This is a genomic window from Sphingobacterium sp. ML3W (assembly GCF_000747525.1).
Taxonomy (GTDB): Bacteria; Bacteroidota; Bacteroidia; order Sphingobacteriales; family Sphingobacteriaceae; genus Sphingobacterium.
The window spans coordinates 1,713,000-1,732,087 of record NZ_CP009278.1 but is presented as its reverse complement, the minus strand read 5'-3'; the positions used below and the strand labels follow the sequence as shown (position 1 = coordinate 1,732,087).

Genomic DNA, 19,088 nt, shown 5'->3' with positions numbered 1-19,088 from the left:
TTTTAAAAATTATATAAATCTAGCGCAGTCTTAAATGTTTGACAATGCGCATTGACGATATCTTTTATACGTGGAGAATAGCCTCCCCCCATACTCACCTGTACAGGAACTTGTTTTTTCAAGCAAAGTTTAAAGACAAATTCATCCCGCGATCGACAGCCTTCATGCGAAAGTTTCAACTTTCCCAACTTATCTGTTTCCAAAATATCAACTCCTGCTTGGTAAAATACAAAATCTGGCCTTACTTTTTCGAATACCGCTGGCAAATAAGTATCCAACACCTGCAAATATGCATCATCCATTATGCCATCTGCGATAGGGATATCTACATCTGAACGTTCCTTGATAAATGGAAAATTCTTCTCTCCATGTACCGAAAAAGTAAATACTCGGTTATCATCTTGAAAGATATGAGCAGTTCCGTTACCTTGATGGACATCTAAGTCAATTATTAAGATTCGTTGCACAGATTTATGCTTTAATAAATACCGTGCAGCCACCGCCTGATCATTAAGCAAACAAAATCCTTCTCCGAAATCATAACCTGCATGATGCGTACCGCCAGCAACATTAAAGGAAACTCCATTTTGTTGTGCATATAACGCTGATTGAATGGTACCATCCAACAGGTAGCGTTCACGATCGACTAAGCTTTTTGTCAAGGGAAAACCAATCCTCCTGATCATCTTAGCGTCTAACGTCAGATCAAATAAGGATTGGACATAACTCGGATCGTGAGCCAGACATGCCACTTCAAATGAAGCCAGTTTCGGTTCAAAAAAATCAGATTTACTGACCACACCCTCGTGCAATAATTGTAAAGGAATTAATTCATACTTTTCCATCGGAAATCGATGACCTTCACGTACGGGATGAATATATTCGGGGTGGAAAGCAATCTTTAGCAAAACAATGTATTTAAAACTTTACTAAGATAATAAAAAGGTCAATTATTGGTTTTTATTGTGGATAATATTTTAAAAAATAGTTTCTCTTTATAAAAAAAACGGCCTATTCCCGTTAAATAATATTTCTTGATGGAAGACGCGAACGCATATTTTTTTTATATATGACACAATTAAAATTGTAAATAGAACAAATTTATTTAAGTTTGGTTACAACTAATTAAACATATGGAACTCAGTCCAAAACCTCAACTATCTGCAGAAGAGCAGCGTGTCTTAGGGTCTTTGATAGAAAAGTCAAAGGTCACGCCCGAATATTACCCAATGTCACTAAACGGACTACAAAGTGCATGTAATCAAAAGACCGCACGTAGACCTATTGCACAATATACGGACGAGACCATCATCAACACCTTAGCTATATTGAAGAAAAGAGGACTCATCGCACATGTGGTAGGTGGCGGAAGCCGTGTTACGAAATATAAGCACAATCTCGCCATACAATTTCCTTTACTTCCTTCAGAATTAGCCATTATCTGTCTTCTTTTACTTCGTGGACCATTAACAGCCGGTGAGATTAATTCAAATTCTGGACGCCTTTATGATTTTGAAGCTTTAGAAGATATCACCTCACAACTCGAAAAATTAGCGACCGAAGGTTTTGTAAAAGCATTAGAAAAACAACCTGGACATAAGGAAATTCGCTATATTCATTTGTTAGGCGACGTTAATCTTGCGCAATTTGAACAAACACATAGTACTCCTGAAAACACGGATGCTTTACATAAAAGAATTGAAAATTTAGAACAAGAACTAGCACAATTGAAACAGCAATTTCAAGAATTCTGGGATGAACTACATTAAGAAAAATCAAATTTCAAAACACTGTTCCTCTACATGATACACGACCAAGCTACGATAACAAAAAATTTGAACATGTAAATCTTCATTAATCTTTCATCTCTACTTTACAATTTTAAACATTAAAAAACGAAAACATGAAATTTGGACAAGTATCGAACCCTAAGGATATAGACTTTACATTACCCCCTACTGCGCCTGATACCCTAAGCTTATTAAAGGAACAGCAGCATAAAGACAACTTTGCAGCCTATGTTGGATGTGCGAAGTGGAACAAGTCCGATTTGAAAGGATTCTATCCAAAAGGCACAAAGGATGAACTTCCATACTACAGTAAGCAGTTCAATAGTATTGAACTCAATGCGACTTTTTACAATACACCATCAAAAAGTCAAGTTGAGACCTGGAAAGAAAAGACTCCTCCCGATTTTAAGTTTTGTCCTAAAATACCCCAATCCATTAGCCACTATAGCCGCTTACTCAATACTGATGAAAAAGTTAAGGAATTTACAGATAGTATCGCTTTATTTGAAGAAAAATTAGGGATGACTTTCCTACAAATGCACGATAACTATAAGCCAAAAGATATCGAGCGTTTGCGGGAGTTTTTAATTAAATTTCCAAAAGGCATACCCCTAGCAGTAGAAGTCCGTAATGAAGAGTGGTTCTCCAATCCGGCAACAGCTACTTCATATTATAAATTACTCGAAGAGTTTGACATGACAAATGTCTTGGTTGATACAGCAGGAAGACGTGATTTATTGCATATGCGATTGACTACAACTTCAGCATTCATCCGTTATGTCGGAGCCAACGACCCTTCCGATTATCCCCGATTAGCAGAGTGGGTAACTGTAATTAAACAATGGCGAGAGGCAGGTTTACAAAACTTGTACTTTTTCATCCACCAAAATATCGAAGTAGAATCGCCCCTACTGGTAGCTTACTTTATCCAAAAATTAAACAAAGAACTCAACCTTAATCTCCATATACCTACCACAAATAATTAGGTATTAAAAAAGGCGACTCTACCTGTGTAGAGTCGCCTTTTTTATAACGTATTTGCAAATTATTTTTTTGCAAAACGGAAGTTCTTTCCGATAAAACGAGCGTTAGCACCCAATTCTTCTTCAATACGTAACAATTGATTGTATTTAGCCATACGATCAGAACGAGAAGCAGAACCAGTCTTAATTTGACCACAGTTCAAAGCAACAGCTAAATCAGCAATTGTTGCATCTTCAGTTTCACCAGAACGGTGAGACATAACCGAAGTATAGTTTGAGTTCTGTGCTAAAGTAACCGCATTGATCGTTTCTGTTAATGAACCGATTTGGTTTACTTTAACTAAGATTGAGTTTGCTGTATCCGTATCAACACCTTGTTGTAAACGTTTTGTATTCGTAACAAATAAATCGTCACCTACTAATTGAATAGTAGCACCGATTTTCTCTGTTAACAATTTCCATCCAGACCAATCATCTTCTTGCATACCATCTTCAATAGAGATGATAGGATATTTTTCAGTCAATTCTGCTAAGTAAGCTACTTGTTCTTCAGAGCTACGGATTGCACCTTTATCACCTTCAAATTTTGTATAATCGTATTTACCGTTTACATAAAATTCTGATGCAGCACAATCTAAAGCTAAACAAATATCAGATCCTGGCTTGTAACCAGCAGCTTCAATTGCTTTTAATACCGTCTCGATTGCATCTTCAGTACCGTCAAAAGTTGGAGCAAATCCACCTTCGTCACCTACAGCTGTAGATAAACCACGGTCATGTAAAATCTTTTTCAAGCTATGGAACACTTCAGTCCCCCAACGTAAAGCTTCAGAGAATGAAGGTGCACCAACTGGCATAATCATAAACTCTTGGAAAGCGATAGGAGCATCCGAGTGAGAACCACCATTAATGATGTTCATCATCGGAATAGGTAAAGTATTCGCATTAACACCACCAATATAACGATATAACGGTTGGCGAGACTCCTGAGCAGCAGCTTTCGCAACAGCTAAAGAAACACCTAAAATAGCGTTAGCACCTAAGTTTCCTTTATTTTCAGTTCCGTCCAAATCGATCATGATTTTGTCGATTGTATTTTGTTCGAAAACATCAACACCTTCTAAAGCCGCAGCGATTTTAGTATTTACATTTTCTACTGCTTTCAAAACACCTTTACCTAAGTATTTTGACTTATCACCATCACGTAACTCTACTGCCTCATGAACACCTGTAGAAGCACCAGAAGGTACTGCAGCACGTCCAACGAAACCATTTTGTGTCGTTACATCTACTTCGATAGTAGGATTTCCGCGCGAATCCAAAATCTGACGCGCATGTACATCAATAATTAAACTCATTGTAATATTGGTTTAAATTTTTATATAGTATTTTTATACAATACTTAGTGTAATTTTTACACTAAAAAATTATATTCTGATTTAACACTCAAATATAACTAAAATTGGGCTTATTAAAAAACGTATTCCACAATTTTATGGCAAGAATGAATACCCAAAGCCAAAAAAAAGGGGCTAGCAATGCTAACCCCGATACTTATGAATTATTTTTTTATCAACGCAATGAAATCGTCGAATAAATAACGTGAATCATGTGGTCCAGGAGATGATTCTGGGTGGTATTGCACCGAAAAAGCGTTCTTACCGATCACACGAATTCCTTCGATAGATTGATCATTTAAATTGATATGGGTTACTTCTACTTTATCGGATTGTTCAATATCTTGAGCTATAACACCAAAACCGTGGTTTTGTGACGTAATCTCACAACGATTTGCAATGATGTTTTTCACAGGGTGATTGATTCCGCGGTGTCCATTATGCATTTTTTCAGTACGGATATCATTCGCTAATGCTAATATTTGGTGTCCAAGACATATTCCAAACATGGGTTGATCTGCTGCTAAAATATCTTTAACCGTTTGTATTGCATAATCCATAGCTGAAGGATCACCAGGACCGTTGGAGATAAAATATCCCGCTGGATTCCATTCTTGCATCTCAGCAAAAGTTGTCTTAGCAGGAAATACCTTAGCATAAACATCTCTTTGATCAAAGTTGCGAAGGATGTTCTTCTTAATACCTAAGTCTAACACGGCAACGCGAACAGGAGCTTCTTCATTACCATAGAAATAGGGTTCTGTCGTCGAAACACGCGAAGATAATTCCAATCCATCCATTGATGGTACATTTGCTAAAGCTGCTTTTAACGAATCGATATCCAAATTCTCAGATGAAATAATCGCATTCATAGCACCTTTATTGCGAATATGACGGACCAATGAACGTGTATCAATATCCGAAATACCAACTAAATTTCCTTCTTCAAAATAGCTCTGAATAGATTCGTCTGCCATTTTGCGACTATAGTTAATATTATAATTTTTACAAACTAATCCTGCTATTTGAATCTTATCTGATTCAGCATCATTTTTGTCAATTCCATAGTTACCAATATGGGCATTGGTTGTTACCATAATTTGTCCGAAATATGAAGGATCGGTAAAAATCTCTTGGTAACCTGTAGTTCCGGTATTGAAACAAATTTCGCCAGTAGTCGTTCCAATTTTACCCGCTGCTTTTCCGTGGTAAACAGTTCCGTCTTCTAAAACTAAAATTGCAGGCAATTTGCTGTAGTTGGTCATTATTTATTAAATTATAAAATTGTTTTTTCCTAATTTATTGTTACATCGAAGTTTGGTGTATAAAAAAAGCCCTAAATGGGCTAAATAATCAATAAATAAATTGATTCAACGATAACGAAGGTATCGTTTTTTATAACATTTGCGAAAGCATTTACTTCAATTTTCACAGGAGACAAAGGTATAACAAAATCATCAAAGTAGAAAGACTTTTTTTTATATAATTTCGAATTTTATAATGATCTCTGCTCCAGTAATTAAATTTCAGAATTAATCAGGGCTTTCTTTAACCATTTTTAATCACATTCCCATCAGAGTCTTTAAAATTCCCAATAATGATCATGACCAAATCGATGATATACCATATACCACAACCTCCAAAGGTGAGCAATTGAATAACTCCCGTACCAATCTTACCTACATAAAATCGGTGAGCACCAAATGGACCTAAAAAAATACACAACAACAAACAAGCTAACCATCTTTCATCCTTTACAGGGCCACCATACTGCTGTTGACTGAAGTATAAGGGTTGACGTACACCGCACGAAGAACAGATTTCGGCTTGCACATGAATTAAGGTACCACATTGTACACAATATTTTTGCGTAGGTTGATTCATAATTTATTAGTTTAATAGCCTAAAGTTACAAACTACAATTCAAAAAACAAGCGTATCTAAACAAAAAAAGCGATTGCAAAATTGCAATCGCTTTTTTTATATCAGCAATCAAATACTACGAATTAATTGCTTTCCAAATCATATCTTTTAATTGTAGGATATTCTTACCCGCAACAGATGAGATAAAGATATGCGGGAGTCCTTCAGGAACTTCCTTTTCCATCTCACGTTCCAATTCATCATCCAACATATCCGACTTTGTAATCGCCAATAATTTAGGCTTATCACGAAGCTCTGGATTGTAGACCGAAAGTTCGTTCAATAGAATATCATATTCTTGCTTTATCGTACGTTCAGTGTCCGCAGGAACCATAAATAACAAAACAGAGTTTCGCTCAATATGCCTCAAAAATCGATAACCTAAACCTTTACCTTCCGATGCACCCTCTATAATACCTGGAATATCAGCCATTACAAAAGATTTTCCATCACGGTAACTCACGATCCCTAAATTGGGAACCAAAGTCGTAAAAGGATAATTCGCTATTTCAGGCTTAGCAGCTGAAACCACAGACAATAGCGTAGATTTTCCAGCATTTGGAAATCCCACTAAACCGACATCTGCCAACACTTTCAATTCCAAGATAATCCAACGCTCTTGACCCGGCATACCTGGCTGCGCAAAACGTGGCGTTTGCTGTGTAGACGATTTGAAGTGCCAGTTTCCTAAACCACCTTTTCCACCAGGTGTTAGAATCTGCGTTTCACCATCTTCCGTAATTTCAAATAAAATCTCACCCGTTTCAGCATCTTTGGCTACTGTACCAGCTGGAACCTCAAGAATTTCATCAGCCCCTGAGGCACCTGTACTCGTTCCAGAACTACCAGACCCACCACTAGAAGCGATGATATGCTTCCTGTATTTCAGGTGTAATAAAGTCCACAATTGTGTGTTCCCTTTAAGGATGATATGACCACCTCGTCCGCCATCACCACCATCAGGACCACCTTTCATGGTTGTTTTATCTCGATGTAAGTGCGCTGAGCCTGATCCTCCGTGTCCCGATCGACAACACACCTTCACATAATCAACAAAATTCGAACCTTGCGCCATAGAAATAAAATATAATTTTTAGTAAAACGTTGCCGTTTTATTATTTAATAATTGTCAATAATAGCCGTTAAATCTCCAAAGATAACATCAATATCACCGATACCGTTTACCTTAGACAATTTACCTTGTGCTTCATAATAAGGCAATACATGAATCGTTTTTGTAAAATACTCATCGATACGTTTCACCAATTTATCTGCAGCATCATCTGCACGTCCAGAAATCTCCTGACGTTTGGCAATGCGTGTTTTTAATTCATCTTCATTCACATCTAAAGCAATAACTACTGAAATAGAAGTGTTAATAGTCGCTAAGAAAGCATCCAATGCCTCAGCTTGCGCCACTGTACGTGGGAAACCATCAAAAATAAATCCTTTTGCTTCCGGATTTTTCTTCACTTCCTCTTCCAACATCGCAATCGTAACCGAATCTGGCACCAAATTTCCATCAGCTATAATCTGACTGACTTGTTTACCTAGAGTTGTCTGGTTTTGAATATGAGCCCTAAAGATATCACCTGTTGAAACATGAACTAACTGGTATTTATCGATAAGTTTCTGCGATTGTGTTCCCTTCCCTGCCCCCGGAGGGCCAAATATTACAAGGTTTAGCATAGTAGTATTTAGAGTAATAGAGTAAAAAAATAAAAGCCTAATCGCTATATTGATTAGGCTTTTCAAATAGTGCGCTCAAAGGGAGTCGAACCCCTAACCTCCTGATCCGTAGTCAGGTGCTCTATCCAATTGAGCCATGAGCGCGTCAACCATTACGTCATCTTCATTGCTGTTCTTCCGTTTTGGTGATGCAAATATAGGCAAAATAGCCCTGTCTCCAAATTATTTTTTCAAATATTATCTAATCCACTGATAATGAAAGAAAATAAATCACCCTCTATCCTATGCCATTAATATCAATTCGTAATCTAAATCCCCTATGCTGCGAAATGACATCAAAAGATCAAAACAATAACATATTAGGGATATAACCTCTTCAAAATAACGCGAAATAAAAAGCAATAGGAACATTCAAACAGCTCGATCAAAATTAAAGAGGTCTCTTAAATTGGATCAAATGAAAAACATCATCATACGAACTTTGAAAAAATGAGCGAAAGAAGGAAAGAAAGAAATCAAATGTAGAAAATCCGGAGACGGATGAAGCTTAAAAACAAAAAAGCCTGATCAAAATAATAATCAGGCTTTCCAAACTGTGCACTCAAAGGGAGTCGAACCCCTAACCTCCTGATCCGTAGTCAGGTGCTCTATCCAATTGAGCCATGAGTGCATTTTTGATGACTTTATTAAAAGTCATACCCTTTTGTTTGGTGATACAAATATCGGGACTTTTTTCAGTTTTGCAAACTATTTCGCATCTTTTTTTAATAAAAAAAGCAATATTTTTTTTATCTTATTGATAGTATTACATTTACAGGAGTAATTTTTTTTTATTTTTTCTCACAAAGACTACTTTATGTCCAAAAAAGAAACGAAACTAGGCAAAATACGCATTGGTGACATTAGCATTTCATACATGATTAGACCTAGTAAGGTACATCCACCTGAAAAAACAGTCATTTTTTTACACGGCTTCCCCTTTAACAAAAACATGTGGCGGGCACAATTGCAACAGCTGGATGAACAGATGACCGGAATTGCAGTTGATATTAGAGGGCATGGACACAGCACACGTGGTCATGGATTTTTCAGTATTGATGTCTTCGCAAAAGATTTGAAAGAATTTATAGCGCATCTAAATTTAAGCCATGTAGTCTTATGCGGCGTTTCCATGGGTGGTTATATCGCATTGCGCACATATGAACTGATGGGAAATGAATTAAAAGGCCTTATATTAAGTGACACACACTCGCTTGCTGATGATAACAATGGTAAACAAAAACGCTTTGACGCCATTCAAGCCTTACTAAAATATGGGAAGCGTCCTTTTTCATTAGGATTCATTGAAACTATCTTTTCAAAAAAAACCCTAGCTGAAAATCCCGAAGCTATTGAAATCATCAAAAGTTCCATCAGGAGAAACGATTTGCAAAACATTTGTTCAACCCAATTAGCATTGGCTGCTCGAACGGATACGACCGCGATATTACCTACGATAGAAGTCCCAACCCTCGTCATCAAGGGAAGAGAAGATAAATTGGTTAGTGAGCTGCAGATAAACACCCTGCTCAACCATATACCTCAGGTTAAATATCTAGAATTTATGGAATCGGGACATTTACCAAATCTAGAAGAACCCGAAAGGTTCAATTTTGAAATCAATCAATTTTTACAATCCTTTTAAATTAAAAGGCATAAAAAAATGCAGTGGATAAAAATCTACACTGCATTAAATTGGATGTACCAAAAGAAACAATCTTTTAAAAACCACGGTATTTGCTTTGTTTATATTTAAGGAAATCGTTCAAATGCTGTAAATTTTCTTTTCTTTCCTCCGATTTACGGTAAGAAATAACGGCATCCCAAATAAACAAGGCAAATGCTAAGGTGGCAAAAAGCACCGGTAAACTCAGGAAGCTTCCTGTAGCACTTTGCATGATTAACCAAGTTGAAACAACAACTGTCAATAGAAATTTCATAATAAATCCTAACATATTTTATAAATTAAAGTGAACTGAATAAACGCTGGCTATAGACCAGAACGTGTGAATTAAACCTTGATGCTGCGCTTTGAAAGCTTATTGCTACCGATCATTATACATGACCAGAGAAATATTTTGGTGGAGAAGAACCAATATATTGATAAATCAAAATATCAGGTCAATCTTTAAAAATCAAAAATTGTATGGATGAGATAAAAACTGGTAATTTTTATCAATGATTTATATTTTAAAAACTGACTAGAAGTAGTTGCAATTAAGCCCCTAAATCCGCATCAACTACAAATGTACTAATTTTTTTAGATAAAACCAAATGCTATGCGTAAAATTTTAGTCGAACATCGCATTTATCAATTATTTAAAGAACTTAAATTAACCATCTTAAAAAAATACGAGCCCCTAAATCTTTCTATTTCTCAAAATTTGAAAGGTATAGCAATATTAGCCTAAACCCAATTGACACATACCCTTTTCTGTCATCAAAATGTATTAAATGTGATGACATATAAAAACTAAAAAAATCATTGTTACTTTTGCTAACACTGTTAACTAAAAAACATAACATGGGTGTTTCGGAGCGAAAATTAAGGGATTTAGAAAAAATAAGATTGCAAATCATTGAGCAGTCTTGGCAGATCGTACAAGAAGAGGGGTGGCAGGCCCTTTCTATTCGAAAAATTGCCGATGCCATAGAATACAGCGCTCCAGTCATATACAAACATTTTGAAAACAAAGATGCTATTATAGCCTATTTCACCAAAGTAGGATTTTCATTGATGGCCAAAGAATTGGCTTCAGCAGTAGATCATAACAAAACTGCTGATCAAAACTTATTTGACATGGCGAGCTCTTACTGGAAATTCGCATTTGAGCATAAGAAATACTATGAGATTATGTTTGGACTCGGTATCCCACAATGTGAAGTCGTTAATAGTTTCAAAGAAATGAAAGCAGCATCGGACGTGATGCTGAGCTGCATTTCTACATGTGTGGAGGAAAACCGAGTTGAAGACATCAACCTACATTTAAAATTCAAGACTTTTTGGTCCATCCTGCATGGCATCATTACCATTGAATTTATATCAAACAACGAAACAAATCCTGAAGAGGTATCACCTATACTAACAGATGCTATTCAGGGATTTATTATATCATTAAAATACAACAACCACTAATATGAGTTTATTAGAAAATTTGAAATGGAGATATGCTACTAAAAAAATGAATGGCACTCCTGTAGCACAAGAGAAAATCGATTACATTCTAGAAGCTGCTCGCTTGGCTCCTACTTCTTCCGGATTGCATCCATTTAAAGTCATTGAGATTACAAACCCCGAATTGCGGGCTAAAATTCAACCTATTGCCTATGGGCAATCGCAGATCATCGACAGTTCACATATCTTAGTATTCGCAGCATACGATGGTTATACCGAAGAGCGCGTGAACGCTCCTTTTGCGCAACAGGCAGAAGAGAGAGGATTGCCATTGGGCTATGCTGATGATTATAAAAACAATCTATTTGCAACATTATCGACATTATCCAAAGAACAACAGTTCAATCATGCTGCTCGTCAAGCTTATATTGGATTCGGATTAGCTTTAGCGGCAGCAGCTGAACAGAGAATTGATGCGACCCCAATGGAGGGTTTTAACAATGAGCAATTGGACGCACTCCTCGGATTAGACAAATTAGGACTTAAATCGGTTACCATATTAGCATTAGGTTACCGTGATGAAGAGCATGACTGGTTGGTAAACTTGAAAAAAGTAAGACCAAATCACGAAGATTTTATCATTAAATTTAACTAACATATGTTTGGAAATGCCCATTTGTGTGTTTCCAAACCTTCAAATACATATCATGAAAATAGAAATTTGGTCTGACATCGTTTGTCCGTTCTGTTATATCGGAAAAAAAAGATTAGAAAAAGCATTAGAAAATTTCCCACATCGAGATGAAGTCTCCATTATCTGGAAATCGTATCAGTTACATCCCCAATTTCCGAAGGATACTGCAGGCATCCCTGCTATTGACTATATTAAAAATGCCAAAGGGCTTACTGAGGAGGAAACCTTAGGTATGATGCAACAAGTGCAGTCGATCGGAAAATCGTTGGACATCGATTTTGATTTTGAAAAATCATTGATCGTTAACACCTTGAATGCCCATCGCCTAATCCATTTGGCTCAAGAAACAAACCAAGGCAACGCACTAAAAGAGCGTCTGTTAAAAGCACATTTTAGCGAAGGCCTAGATGTGAACAACCACGCTATCCTGGTACAACTTGCTGTAGAAATAGGGCTTGATATTACTGCTGTGGAAGAGGTATTGGCAACAGATCGTTTTACATACGAAGTAACACAAGATATCCAAGAAGGTGTCAACTTAGGATTACGTGGAGTTCCCTTTTTTGTATTCAATCAAAAATTTGGAATTGCCGGAGCGCAACCCCTTGAAATGTTTGAACAAACACTTCGTCAAGCATATGATGATGCCAAACCCAATATCATTATGAACAATAACGAAGGTCCAACTTGTGATGTTGAAACCGGAAATTGCGAATAGTTTACTATTCGCAATTTTTGATTACTGGACATAACCAATGGGTTAACAAAACTTCCGCTCTTGAATCGCAAAATCGTGCAAATAAGTTGAACTTATTTCTTAATTTCGTTTCCTATTTAATGCAGCAAAATTGTAGTATAAATGCAGTTAACCAAACTAGAAATAAAAGGATTCAAGAGCTTCGGCGACAAGATAACAATCAATTTTAATGAGGGTGTCACCGCTATCGTGGGCCCTAATGGTTGTGGCAAATCAAATGTTGTTGATGCCATACGTTGGGTTTTGGGAGAGCAGAGTACACGCATGCTCCGTTCCGAAAAAATGGAAAACATCATTTTCAATGGAACGAAAAATCGTAAGGCGGCAAACTTAGCAGAAGTTTCACTCACTTTTGACAACAACAAAAATGTCCTCCCCACAGCATTTACGACAGTCACTGTGACCCGTAAATTATTCAGAAATGGAGATAGTGAATACCGATTGAACGATGTAAAATGTCGTTTAAAAGATATTACAGATCTGTTCTTAGATACCGGTGTCGGAGCAGACTCCTACTCTATCATTGAACTCAGAATGATAGATGAAATCATCAATAACAAAGAAAACTCACGTCGTAATCTATTTGAAGAGGCTTCAGGTATATCTAAATATAAAGTTCGTAAAAAACAAAGTTTAAATAAACTTAGGGATACAGAATTAGATCTAAGCCGCGTAGATGACTTACTTTTTGAGATTACTAAAAACCTGAGATCCCTAGAGAGCCAAGCCAAAAAAGCTGAAAAATACATCCTATTAAAGGATGAATACCGTCAGAGCAGTGTCAACCTCGCTTATTATCGCATCGGTGATTTCAGCACTGATTTGGAACGATTGCAGCATCAAGAATCTAAACTGTCTAAACAGAGTACGGATGCTCAAGTGCACATCGAAAAGGCAGAAAATGAATTAAAACAAATACGTGAAGATAATTTAGAGCAAGAAAAAAACGTTTCCTTTCAACAAAAGACGGCGCAAGAGTTTATCAATAAGATTCGCAATTACGAATCAGAAAAGAAAGTTAAAAACGAGCAGCTTAAAAATCTTCAGGATAAAGAAAACAGATTAAGTTTTGAAGTCAATAATGACAAACAACAACTCAATCACGTGCTCTATACCATTAAGCGTTTAAATGAGGAGTTGTATCACGAGCAACAACAGCTAGACAGTTTTCAAAACAATCTGGAAAAGAACAAATTTGAAGTTGAGGAACTAAGAGGACAACAACAAACGGCAAAAGGAAAACTGAATGCTTTCAATAAGTCAAGTGGCTCCTTACAGGATCGAATCTATAGCATTGAAAAAGATATAGCTGTCCTCAATATTCAAAGAGAGGCACTCCAACAAGAATCCATACGTACTGTAACGGATACCGAATCGAAAGAAATTGAATTGAATCAGTTCAATATTGCAGTTGCAGAGTTAGAAGGGCGAGTAGAAACCCAGCAGCAGCAATACGAGACCGGCTTACAAATGGAAGAAGAATTGCAACTTCAGATCCAAAACCACACGACGAACATCAATACGCGCAAAGAAGAGTTAAGTAAAGAATCGCGCTTGGTAGATGCCAAACAGAACGAATACAATTTAACAAAATCCCTAATAGATAATTTAGAAGGTTTCCCTGACTCCATCCGATTTTTAAAGAAAAATGCAGGTTGGAAAAAGCAACCGCCGCTATTTTCGGACGTCTTATTCTGTGAAGAAGACTACCGTGTAGCCGTTGAAAACTATTTGGAGCCCATTATGAATCATTATGTGGTGGATACCCAGCAAGACGCCGTTCAAGCCATCAATTTATTAAGTGATGCCGCTCGGGGTCGTGCTAACTTCTTCATATTGGATGCGATTCAAGCAGTCCCTAAGCCTACAGCACAAACTAACGACTTGCTCATACCAGCAATGGATGTTATTACTGTTGATGATAAATTTAAATCATTATGTCAGCTCTTATTACAAAATGTCTATATTTTACAACAAGAGCGCGAACATGAACTCAATTTGGAACTCCCACAAGGAGATGACATCATTTTGCAAAAAAATGGTAAGTTCTCAAAAAGTAAATTAGGTTTATCTGGTGGTTCTGTTGGTTTATTCGAAGGTAAAAGAATAGGACGCGCTAAGAATATTGAGATCCTAGCAAAGGAAATCAAGAGAATTACTGAAAATATAACGCAATTACAAGATAAGATATCGGATGAAACAGGGCGCTTAAATGCTTTAAAATCCAACTCTCAAAAGGAAATGATCGATGAACTTCGTTTCCAATTGAACCGTCTGAATAATGAATTGATTTCTGTCAAAACAAAACAGGAACAATACCAAACATTCATTAAGAATGCCCTAACTCGTAAACAGGATATTCAGGATAAGATCATGACCATCGAAAATGATCTATTAGTCCTTGAACCTCAGATACAGGACCTAAAGCATGAACGTGAACAACATATTGGGGATCTACAGGATTTCCAAGACCGTTTTAACGAAATTTCAGATATACTAACGGAAAAATCAGCCAGCTATAACCAAGGTAACATCGGCTATCATCAACAGCAGAACAAGGTCTCAAACATCAATAAGGATCTTGAATTCCGCGAGACGCAACAAGATGATTTTGAGGCGCGTATTGAACGCAATGCCAAAGATTTGGAAGAAGTGCAACTTGCATTAAAGAATACGGCACAATTCGTAGATGAAGAAGACGAAGATTTGGTGGAGATGTACACGCAGAAGGACGCCTTAGAAAAAGGTCTGGAAGATTTGGAGAAAAGCTACTATGGTGTCCGTAAGCAGATGAATGAATTGGAACAACAAATCATTCAGTACCGTCGAACAAAAGAACAGGATGATATCCTGATTTCTGAAATTAAAGATAAGAAGACAGCACTTCAAATTGACCTCAATACATTAAAAGAACGTCTATCTGTTGAATTTAATATTGAACTAAAAGATCTCTTAGAGCAAGAAGAACCACCTACTATCGTAGAGGATCAGGAAGTACTGGCTGCCAAATGTACCAAGCTTAAAAAACAGCTGAATGAATATGGCTCCATCAATTTAATGGCTAAAGAAGCTTTTGACGAGATGAATGAACGCTATAATTTCATTAATAAGGAAAAGGCCGACTTATTGGAGGCTAAAGGCTCATTACTGGCAACGATTAAAGAAATCGACGATACGGCTGAAGTGCAGTTTATGTTTACATTCAATAGTGTACGCGAAAATTTCATCAAGGTTTTCCGTTCCCTATTTAACGAAGAAGATAGTTGTGATTTAATTCTCACAGATCCTTCCAAACCTTTAGATTCGGATATTGATATCGTTGCACGCCCCAAAGGTAAAAAGCCACTATCCATCAATCAACTATCTGGTGGTGAAAAGACATTGACCTCAACAGCACTTCTTTTCTCGCTATATTTATCAAAACCAGCACCGTTCTGTATTTTTGATGAAGTGGATGCACCATTAGACGATACGAATATTGATAAATTCAATAACATCATTCGTGACTTCTCTAAAAATTCACAATTTATTGTCGTATCGCACAATAAGAAAACAATAGCAAGTACAGATATCATTTATGGTGTTACCATGGTAGAACAGGGGGTATCCCGTGTTGTTGCCGTAGACTTGAGAGATGTCGCTTAGTATAGTTTAAGCGCTTGCCCAAAAGGCTATAAAAAAACGGAGCGATAATTAATTATCGCTCCGTTTTTATTATATATGTTGTCCAGATGAGACTATTTATTCGCTACTAAAGTAACTTTAAAATTAATTTCAGCAGAAATCAAATCATCCTTTTTACCTTCATAATTTACACCCCAATCTGCACGAACGATATTAAAATCAGCTTCTGTTTTGATTGTAGTCGCATTTGATTCGACAACTTTAGCATCGAATGAAATATTTTTAGTAATACCCTTGATTGTTAAGTTACCCGAAACCTTCACATCCTGTGCAGTAGCACCAGCTTCAGTTTTAGTAACTACAAAAGTAGCTTCAGGAAATTGAGCAACATCAAAGAAATCTTCCGATTTTAAATGTCCGTCTAATTTATCTTTGTACTCCCCTTCTAAATCTGTAGAACTGATTGTATTCAAATCCAAAGAAAATGTACCACCTGTCAAGACTCCGTTATCAACATGTAATGAACCCGATTTAATGGCAATAGTACCTGTATGTGCACCGGTTACTTTTGTTCCTGTCCAGATCACTTTTGATTGTGCGGCATCAACTTGATACTCCTCTCCTACTTTAACAATTTCCTCAGTAGCTACAGAATCTTGCACCTCTGCTTTTTTACCCTCTGGGTTTCCAGCACATGAAGACATAATAACTGCTGCGATAACTGGTAATACTAATAATTTTTTCATAATTAATTTAATCTATTTTATATGTTCAAACATTTGTTATATCAAAGATATTATAAGATTTAAATAAAATCTAGTAAAATAGTATACAAAATAACAATTATGACAATAGCATGGCTTAGTGTCCTTTAGGAGCTACATCCACCCGACGTATGTCCGCTCCTAATTTTTTTAGACGCTCCTCAATATGTTGATAACCTCTTTCTATCTGTTCGATATTGTGGATCGTAGAAGTTCCTTTTGCAGATAATGCAGCGATCAATAACGATACTCCGGCACGAATATCCGGTGAAGTCATTTCAATACCACGCATCGGATACATTTTATTCAATCCGATTACCGTAGCACGATGTGGATCACAAAGGATAATTTGCGCTCCCATATCGATTAATTTATCGACAAAGAACAAACGGCTTTCAAACATCTTTTGGTGGATCAACACATTACCTTTTGCTTGTGTCGCCACAACCAAAACAATACTCAATAAGTCAGGTGTAAATCCTGGCCATGGAGAATCTGATATGGTCAAGATAGAACCATCGATAAACGTATCGATTTCATATGATTCTTGTGCTGGAATAAAAAGATCATCGCCTCTTAATTCCATTTTAATACCTAGACGCTGAAACACAGTCGGAATAATACCCAACTCTTTATAACAAACATCTTTTATCGTAATTTCGGAGCCTGTCATTGCTGCCAAACCGATGAAAGAACCGATTTCAATCATATCGGGCAACATACGATGGGATGTACCTCCCAAGCGCTCTACACCTTCTATAGTCAGTAAATTTGAACCTATACCCGAGATCTTAGCCCCCATACGATTCAACATTTTACATAACTGTTGCAAATAAGGTTCACATGCTGCATTATATAATTCCGTTACACCCTTTGCTAACACTGCTGCCATTACGACATTTGCTGTACCTGTAACAGATGCTTCATCCAATAAAATATAGGCCCCCTTTAGTTGAGTAGCATCTACATTGAAGAAGTGATTTTCGGCATCATATACAAACTTAGCACCTAGTTTTTCAAAGCCCAAGAAATGGGTATCCAAGCGACGGCGACCAATTTTATCACCTCCAGGTTTTGGAATAGCAGCTTTTCCAAAACGAGCTAATAAAGGACCAACAATCATGATCGACCCTCTCAATCCACCACCCTTTTCTTTGAATTCTTGAGATTGAAAATAATCTATATTGATATCTTTTGCTTCAAAAACATAAGTATCGTCATCGATGCGATTAACGCTAACACCTAGTGCTTTTAAAAGATCTATTAATTTATTAACATCTTTAATATCTGGAACATTACTAATGGTCATCGGTTCTTCTGTCAACAATACTGCTGACAATATTTGCAATGCTTCATTTTTTGCCCCTTGAGGAATAATCTCACCCTTTAATGGCTTCCCGCCATTGATTTCAAATGCATTCATTCGTACACCTATATCTTTTATATATTTTTATTGCATTATTTATAAGAAAAAAAGCAATTGAAAAGAAATAAAAATCACTTCACAATTGCCTTATATCATACCTAAGTAGTAACAATTACCCTCTTTTATAACCGCTGTTGCTATTATTATTGTTGTTATTGCTATTATTATTATTTTGATAAGGACGTCTATTACTATTGTTTGTACTTCCGCCGCTACTATTACTTCGTTTTTGAAAAGAATTCGTTCCAGAAGGTCTTCTATTATTCGAATTGGTGTTATTGTTGCTTCGACCATGGTTATTACTAGAATGACCAGAATTATTATTAGTCGGAGTCGGATTATTTCCTTTAATTCGATTACCTGGAGGCGCGCTTTTGAAATCAAGTTTTGTCAATACCGTACCTTCTGGCAATTGCAATACTTGACTCGACAATTCCGCCAAATCTTGAATGATAAACTCATCAGCTACTGCATCTTTATTCCAAGTGGTATACGCCATCTTCATAAAGTTAGCAATCGAAAGCGCCATTTTTTGACGTTTTTCATCATCTGTGATTGAAATCGCTTTGTTAATCATTTTTTCCACCGTAAAACCATAGTGTTTATACTTGATTCTATGTTGTGGATACGATAACAACTCGGGTTCATGTTTTACCAATTCAGGAGTGGCTGTAGGGTATGGAGAATCTACATCAATCGTAAAATCAGAAATAATTTGCAAGTGATCCCACAATTTATGTTTGAAGTCTGCCACATCTCTTAAATGCGGATTCAGCACCCCCATCATATCTATGACAACTTGGGCATACTTATTTCTTTCTTCTTTTGTAGGTAAATCACAAATATAGTTTACCATATTTTGCACATTCCTACCGTATTCAGCTAGG

General features: G+C 36.6%; 17 protein-coding genes and 2 tRNA genes. 7 read left to right on the top strand and 12 right to left on the bottom strand.

Annotated elements, in window-relative coordinates; genetic code table 11:
- Nucleotides 1-2 precede the first annotated feature (2 nt).
- Nucleotides 3-908, bottom strand: a complete 906-nt coding sequence (locus KO02_RS07450; protein WP_038697177.1) for a histone deacetylase — start codon at nt 906-908, stop codon at nt 3-5.
- 225 nt (nt 909-1,133) lie between these two features.
- Here KO02_RS07450 and KO02_RS07445 point away from each other — a divergent pair, with 225 nt between their 5' ends.
- Nucleotides 1,134-1,769 (top strand): YceH family protein, encoded by a 636-nt coding sequence (locus tag KO02_RS07445; RefSeq protein ID WP_038697176.1) that lies wholly within the window; start codon nt 1,134-1,136, stop codon nt 1,767-1,769.
- Between the two features lie 134 nt (nt 1,770-1,903).
- Complete coding sequence (locus tag KO02_RS07440; protein WP_038697174.1) at nt 1,904-2,776, top strand: DUF72 domain-containing protein; 873 nt, start codon at nt 1,904-1,906, stop codon at nt 2,774-2,776.
- Between the two features lie 59 nt (nt 2,777-2,835).
- On the opposite strand, the gene eno is transcribed toward KO02_RS07440, so the two are convergent.
- The 7 genes from eno to KO02_RS07405 form a co-directional block, all read right to left on the bottom strand.
- Entirely contained in the window at nt 2,836-4,131 is a 1,296-nt protein-coding gene (gene eno, locus KO02_RS07435; protein ID WP_038697172.1) for a phosphopyruvate hydratase, read from the bottom strand.
- Nucleotides 4,132-4,334: 203 nt separating this feature from the next.
- Nucleotides 4,335-5,435 carry a glutamine-hydrolyzing carbamoyl-phosphate synthase small subunit gene (gene carA / locus KO02_RS07430; RefSeq protein ID WP_038697170.1) on the bottom strand — a complete coding sequence of 367 codons (1,101 nt, stop codon included), beginning with the start codon at nt 5,433-5,435 and terminating at the stop codon, nt 4,335-4,337.
- 283 nt (nt 5,436-5,718) lie between these two features.
- Entirely contained in the window at nt 5,719-6,054 is a 336-nt protein-coding gene (locus tag KO02_RS07425; RefSeq protein ID WP_038697168.1) for a TM2 domain-containing protein, read from the bottom strand.
- Nucleotides 6,055-6,169: 115 nt separating this feature from the next.
- The gene (gene obgE, locus KO02_RS07420) at nt 6,170-7,168 is read right to left on the bottom strand and encodes a GTPase ObgE (protein WP_038697166.1); all 999 of its coding nucleotides are present in this window, start codon (nt 7,166-7,168) and stop codon (nt 6,170-6,172) included.
- A gap of 44 nt (nt 7,169-7,212) precedes the next feature.
- On the bottom strand, nt 7,213-7,782 hold the full coding sequence (locus KO02_RS07415) for an adenylate kinase (RefSeq protein ID WP_038697164.1): 570 nt from the start codon (nt 7,780-7,782) through the stop codon (nt 7,213-7,215).
- A 70-nt stretch (nt 7,783-7,852) separates the two neighbouring features.
- Nucleotides 7,853-7,926, bottom strand: a tRNA-Arg gene (locus KO02_RS07410).
- A 452-nt stretch (nt 7,927-8,378) separates the two neighbouring features.
- A tRNA-Arg gene (locus KO02_RS07405) sits at nt 8,379-8,452 on the bottom strand.
- A gap of 186 nt (nt 8,453-8,638) precedes the next feature.
- Between KO02_RS07405 and KO02_RS07400 the strand changes: the two genes are divergently transcribed.
- Nucleotides 8,639-9,466: an alpha/beta fold hydrolase gene (locus tag KO02_RS07400; protein ID WP_038697162.1), complete on the top strand. Its 828-nt coding sequence runs from the start codon at nt 8,639-8,641 to the stop codon at nt 9,464-9,466.
- 76 nt (nt 9,467-9,542) lie between these two features.
- On the opposite strand, the gene KO02_RS07395 is transcribed toward KO02_RS07400, so the two are convergent.
- Nucleotides 9,543-9,776 carry a hypothetical protein gene (locus KO02_RS07395; RefSeq protein WP_038697160.1) on the bottom strand — a complete coding sequence of 78 codons (234 nt, stop codon included), beginning with the start codon at nt 9,774-9,776 and terminating at the stop codon, nt 9,543-9,545.
- Nucleotides 9,777-10,345: 569 nt separating this feature from the next.
- On the opposite strand from KO02_RS07395, the gene KO02_RS07390 reads away from it, so the two are divergent.
- From KO02_RS07390 to smc, 4 genes are all read left to right on the top strand, one after another.
- Nucleotides 10,346-10,957: a TetR/AcrR family transcriptional regulator gene (locus KO02_RS07390; RefSeq protein WP_038697158.1), complete on the top strand. Its 612-nt coding sequence runs from the start codon at nt 10,346-10,348 to the stop codon at nt 10,955-10,957.
- Between the two features lies 1 nt (nt 10,958).
- Complete coding sequence (locus tag KO02_RS07385; protein WP_038697156.1) at nt 10,959-11,591, top strand: nitroreductase family protein; 633 nt, start codon at nt 10,959-10,961, stop codon at nt 11,589-11,591.
- Nucleotides 11,592-11,643: 52 nt separating this feature from the next.
- Nucleotides 11,644-12,348 carry a DsbA family oxidoreductase gene (locus tag KO02_RS07380; RefSeq protein WP_038697154.1) on the top strand — a complete coding sequence of 235 codons (705 nt, stop codon included), beginning with the start codon at nt 11,644-11,646 and terminating at the stop codon, nt 12,346-12,348.
- A 141-nt stretch (nt 12,349-12,489) separates the two neighbouring features.
- Entirely contained in the window at nt 12,490-16,032 is a 3,543-nt protein-coding gene (gene smc, locus KO02_RS07375) for a chromosome segregation protein SMC (RefSeq protein ID WP_038697152.1), read from the top strand.
- Nucleotides 16,033-16,124: 92 nt separating this feature from the next.
- Here the strand turns inward: smc and KO02_RS07370 are convergent, their stop codons facing one another.
- From KO02_RS07370 to KO02_RS07360, 3 genes are all read right to left on the bottom strand, one after another.
- Complete coding sequence (locus KO02_RS07370) at nt 16,125-16,757, bottom strand: YceI family protein (RefSeq protein ID WP_038697150.1); 633 nt, start codon at nt 16,755-16,757, stop codon at nt 16,125-16,127.
- Nucleotides 16,758-16,872: 115 nt separating this feature from the next.
- The gene (gene murA, locus KO02_RS07365; protein ID WP_038697148.1) at nt 16,873-18,198 is read right to left on the bottom strand and encodes a UDP-N-acetylglucosamine 1-carboxyvinyltransferase; all 1,326 of its coding nucleotides are present in this window, start codon (nt 18,196-18,198) and stop codon (nt 16,873-16,875) included.
- 115 nt (nt 18,199-18,313) lie between these two features.
- Nucleotides 18,314-19,057 carry a DUF4290 domain-containing protein gene (locus tag KO02_RS07360; RefSeq protein ID WP_316929685.1) on the bottom strand — a complete coding sequence of 248 codons (744 nt, stop codon included), beginning with the start codon at nt 19,055-19,057 and terminating at the stop codon, nt 18,314-18,316.
- Nucleotides 19,058-19,088 lie beyond the last annotated feature (31 nt).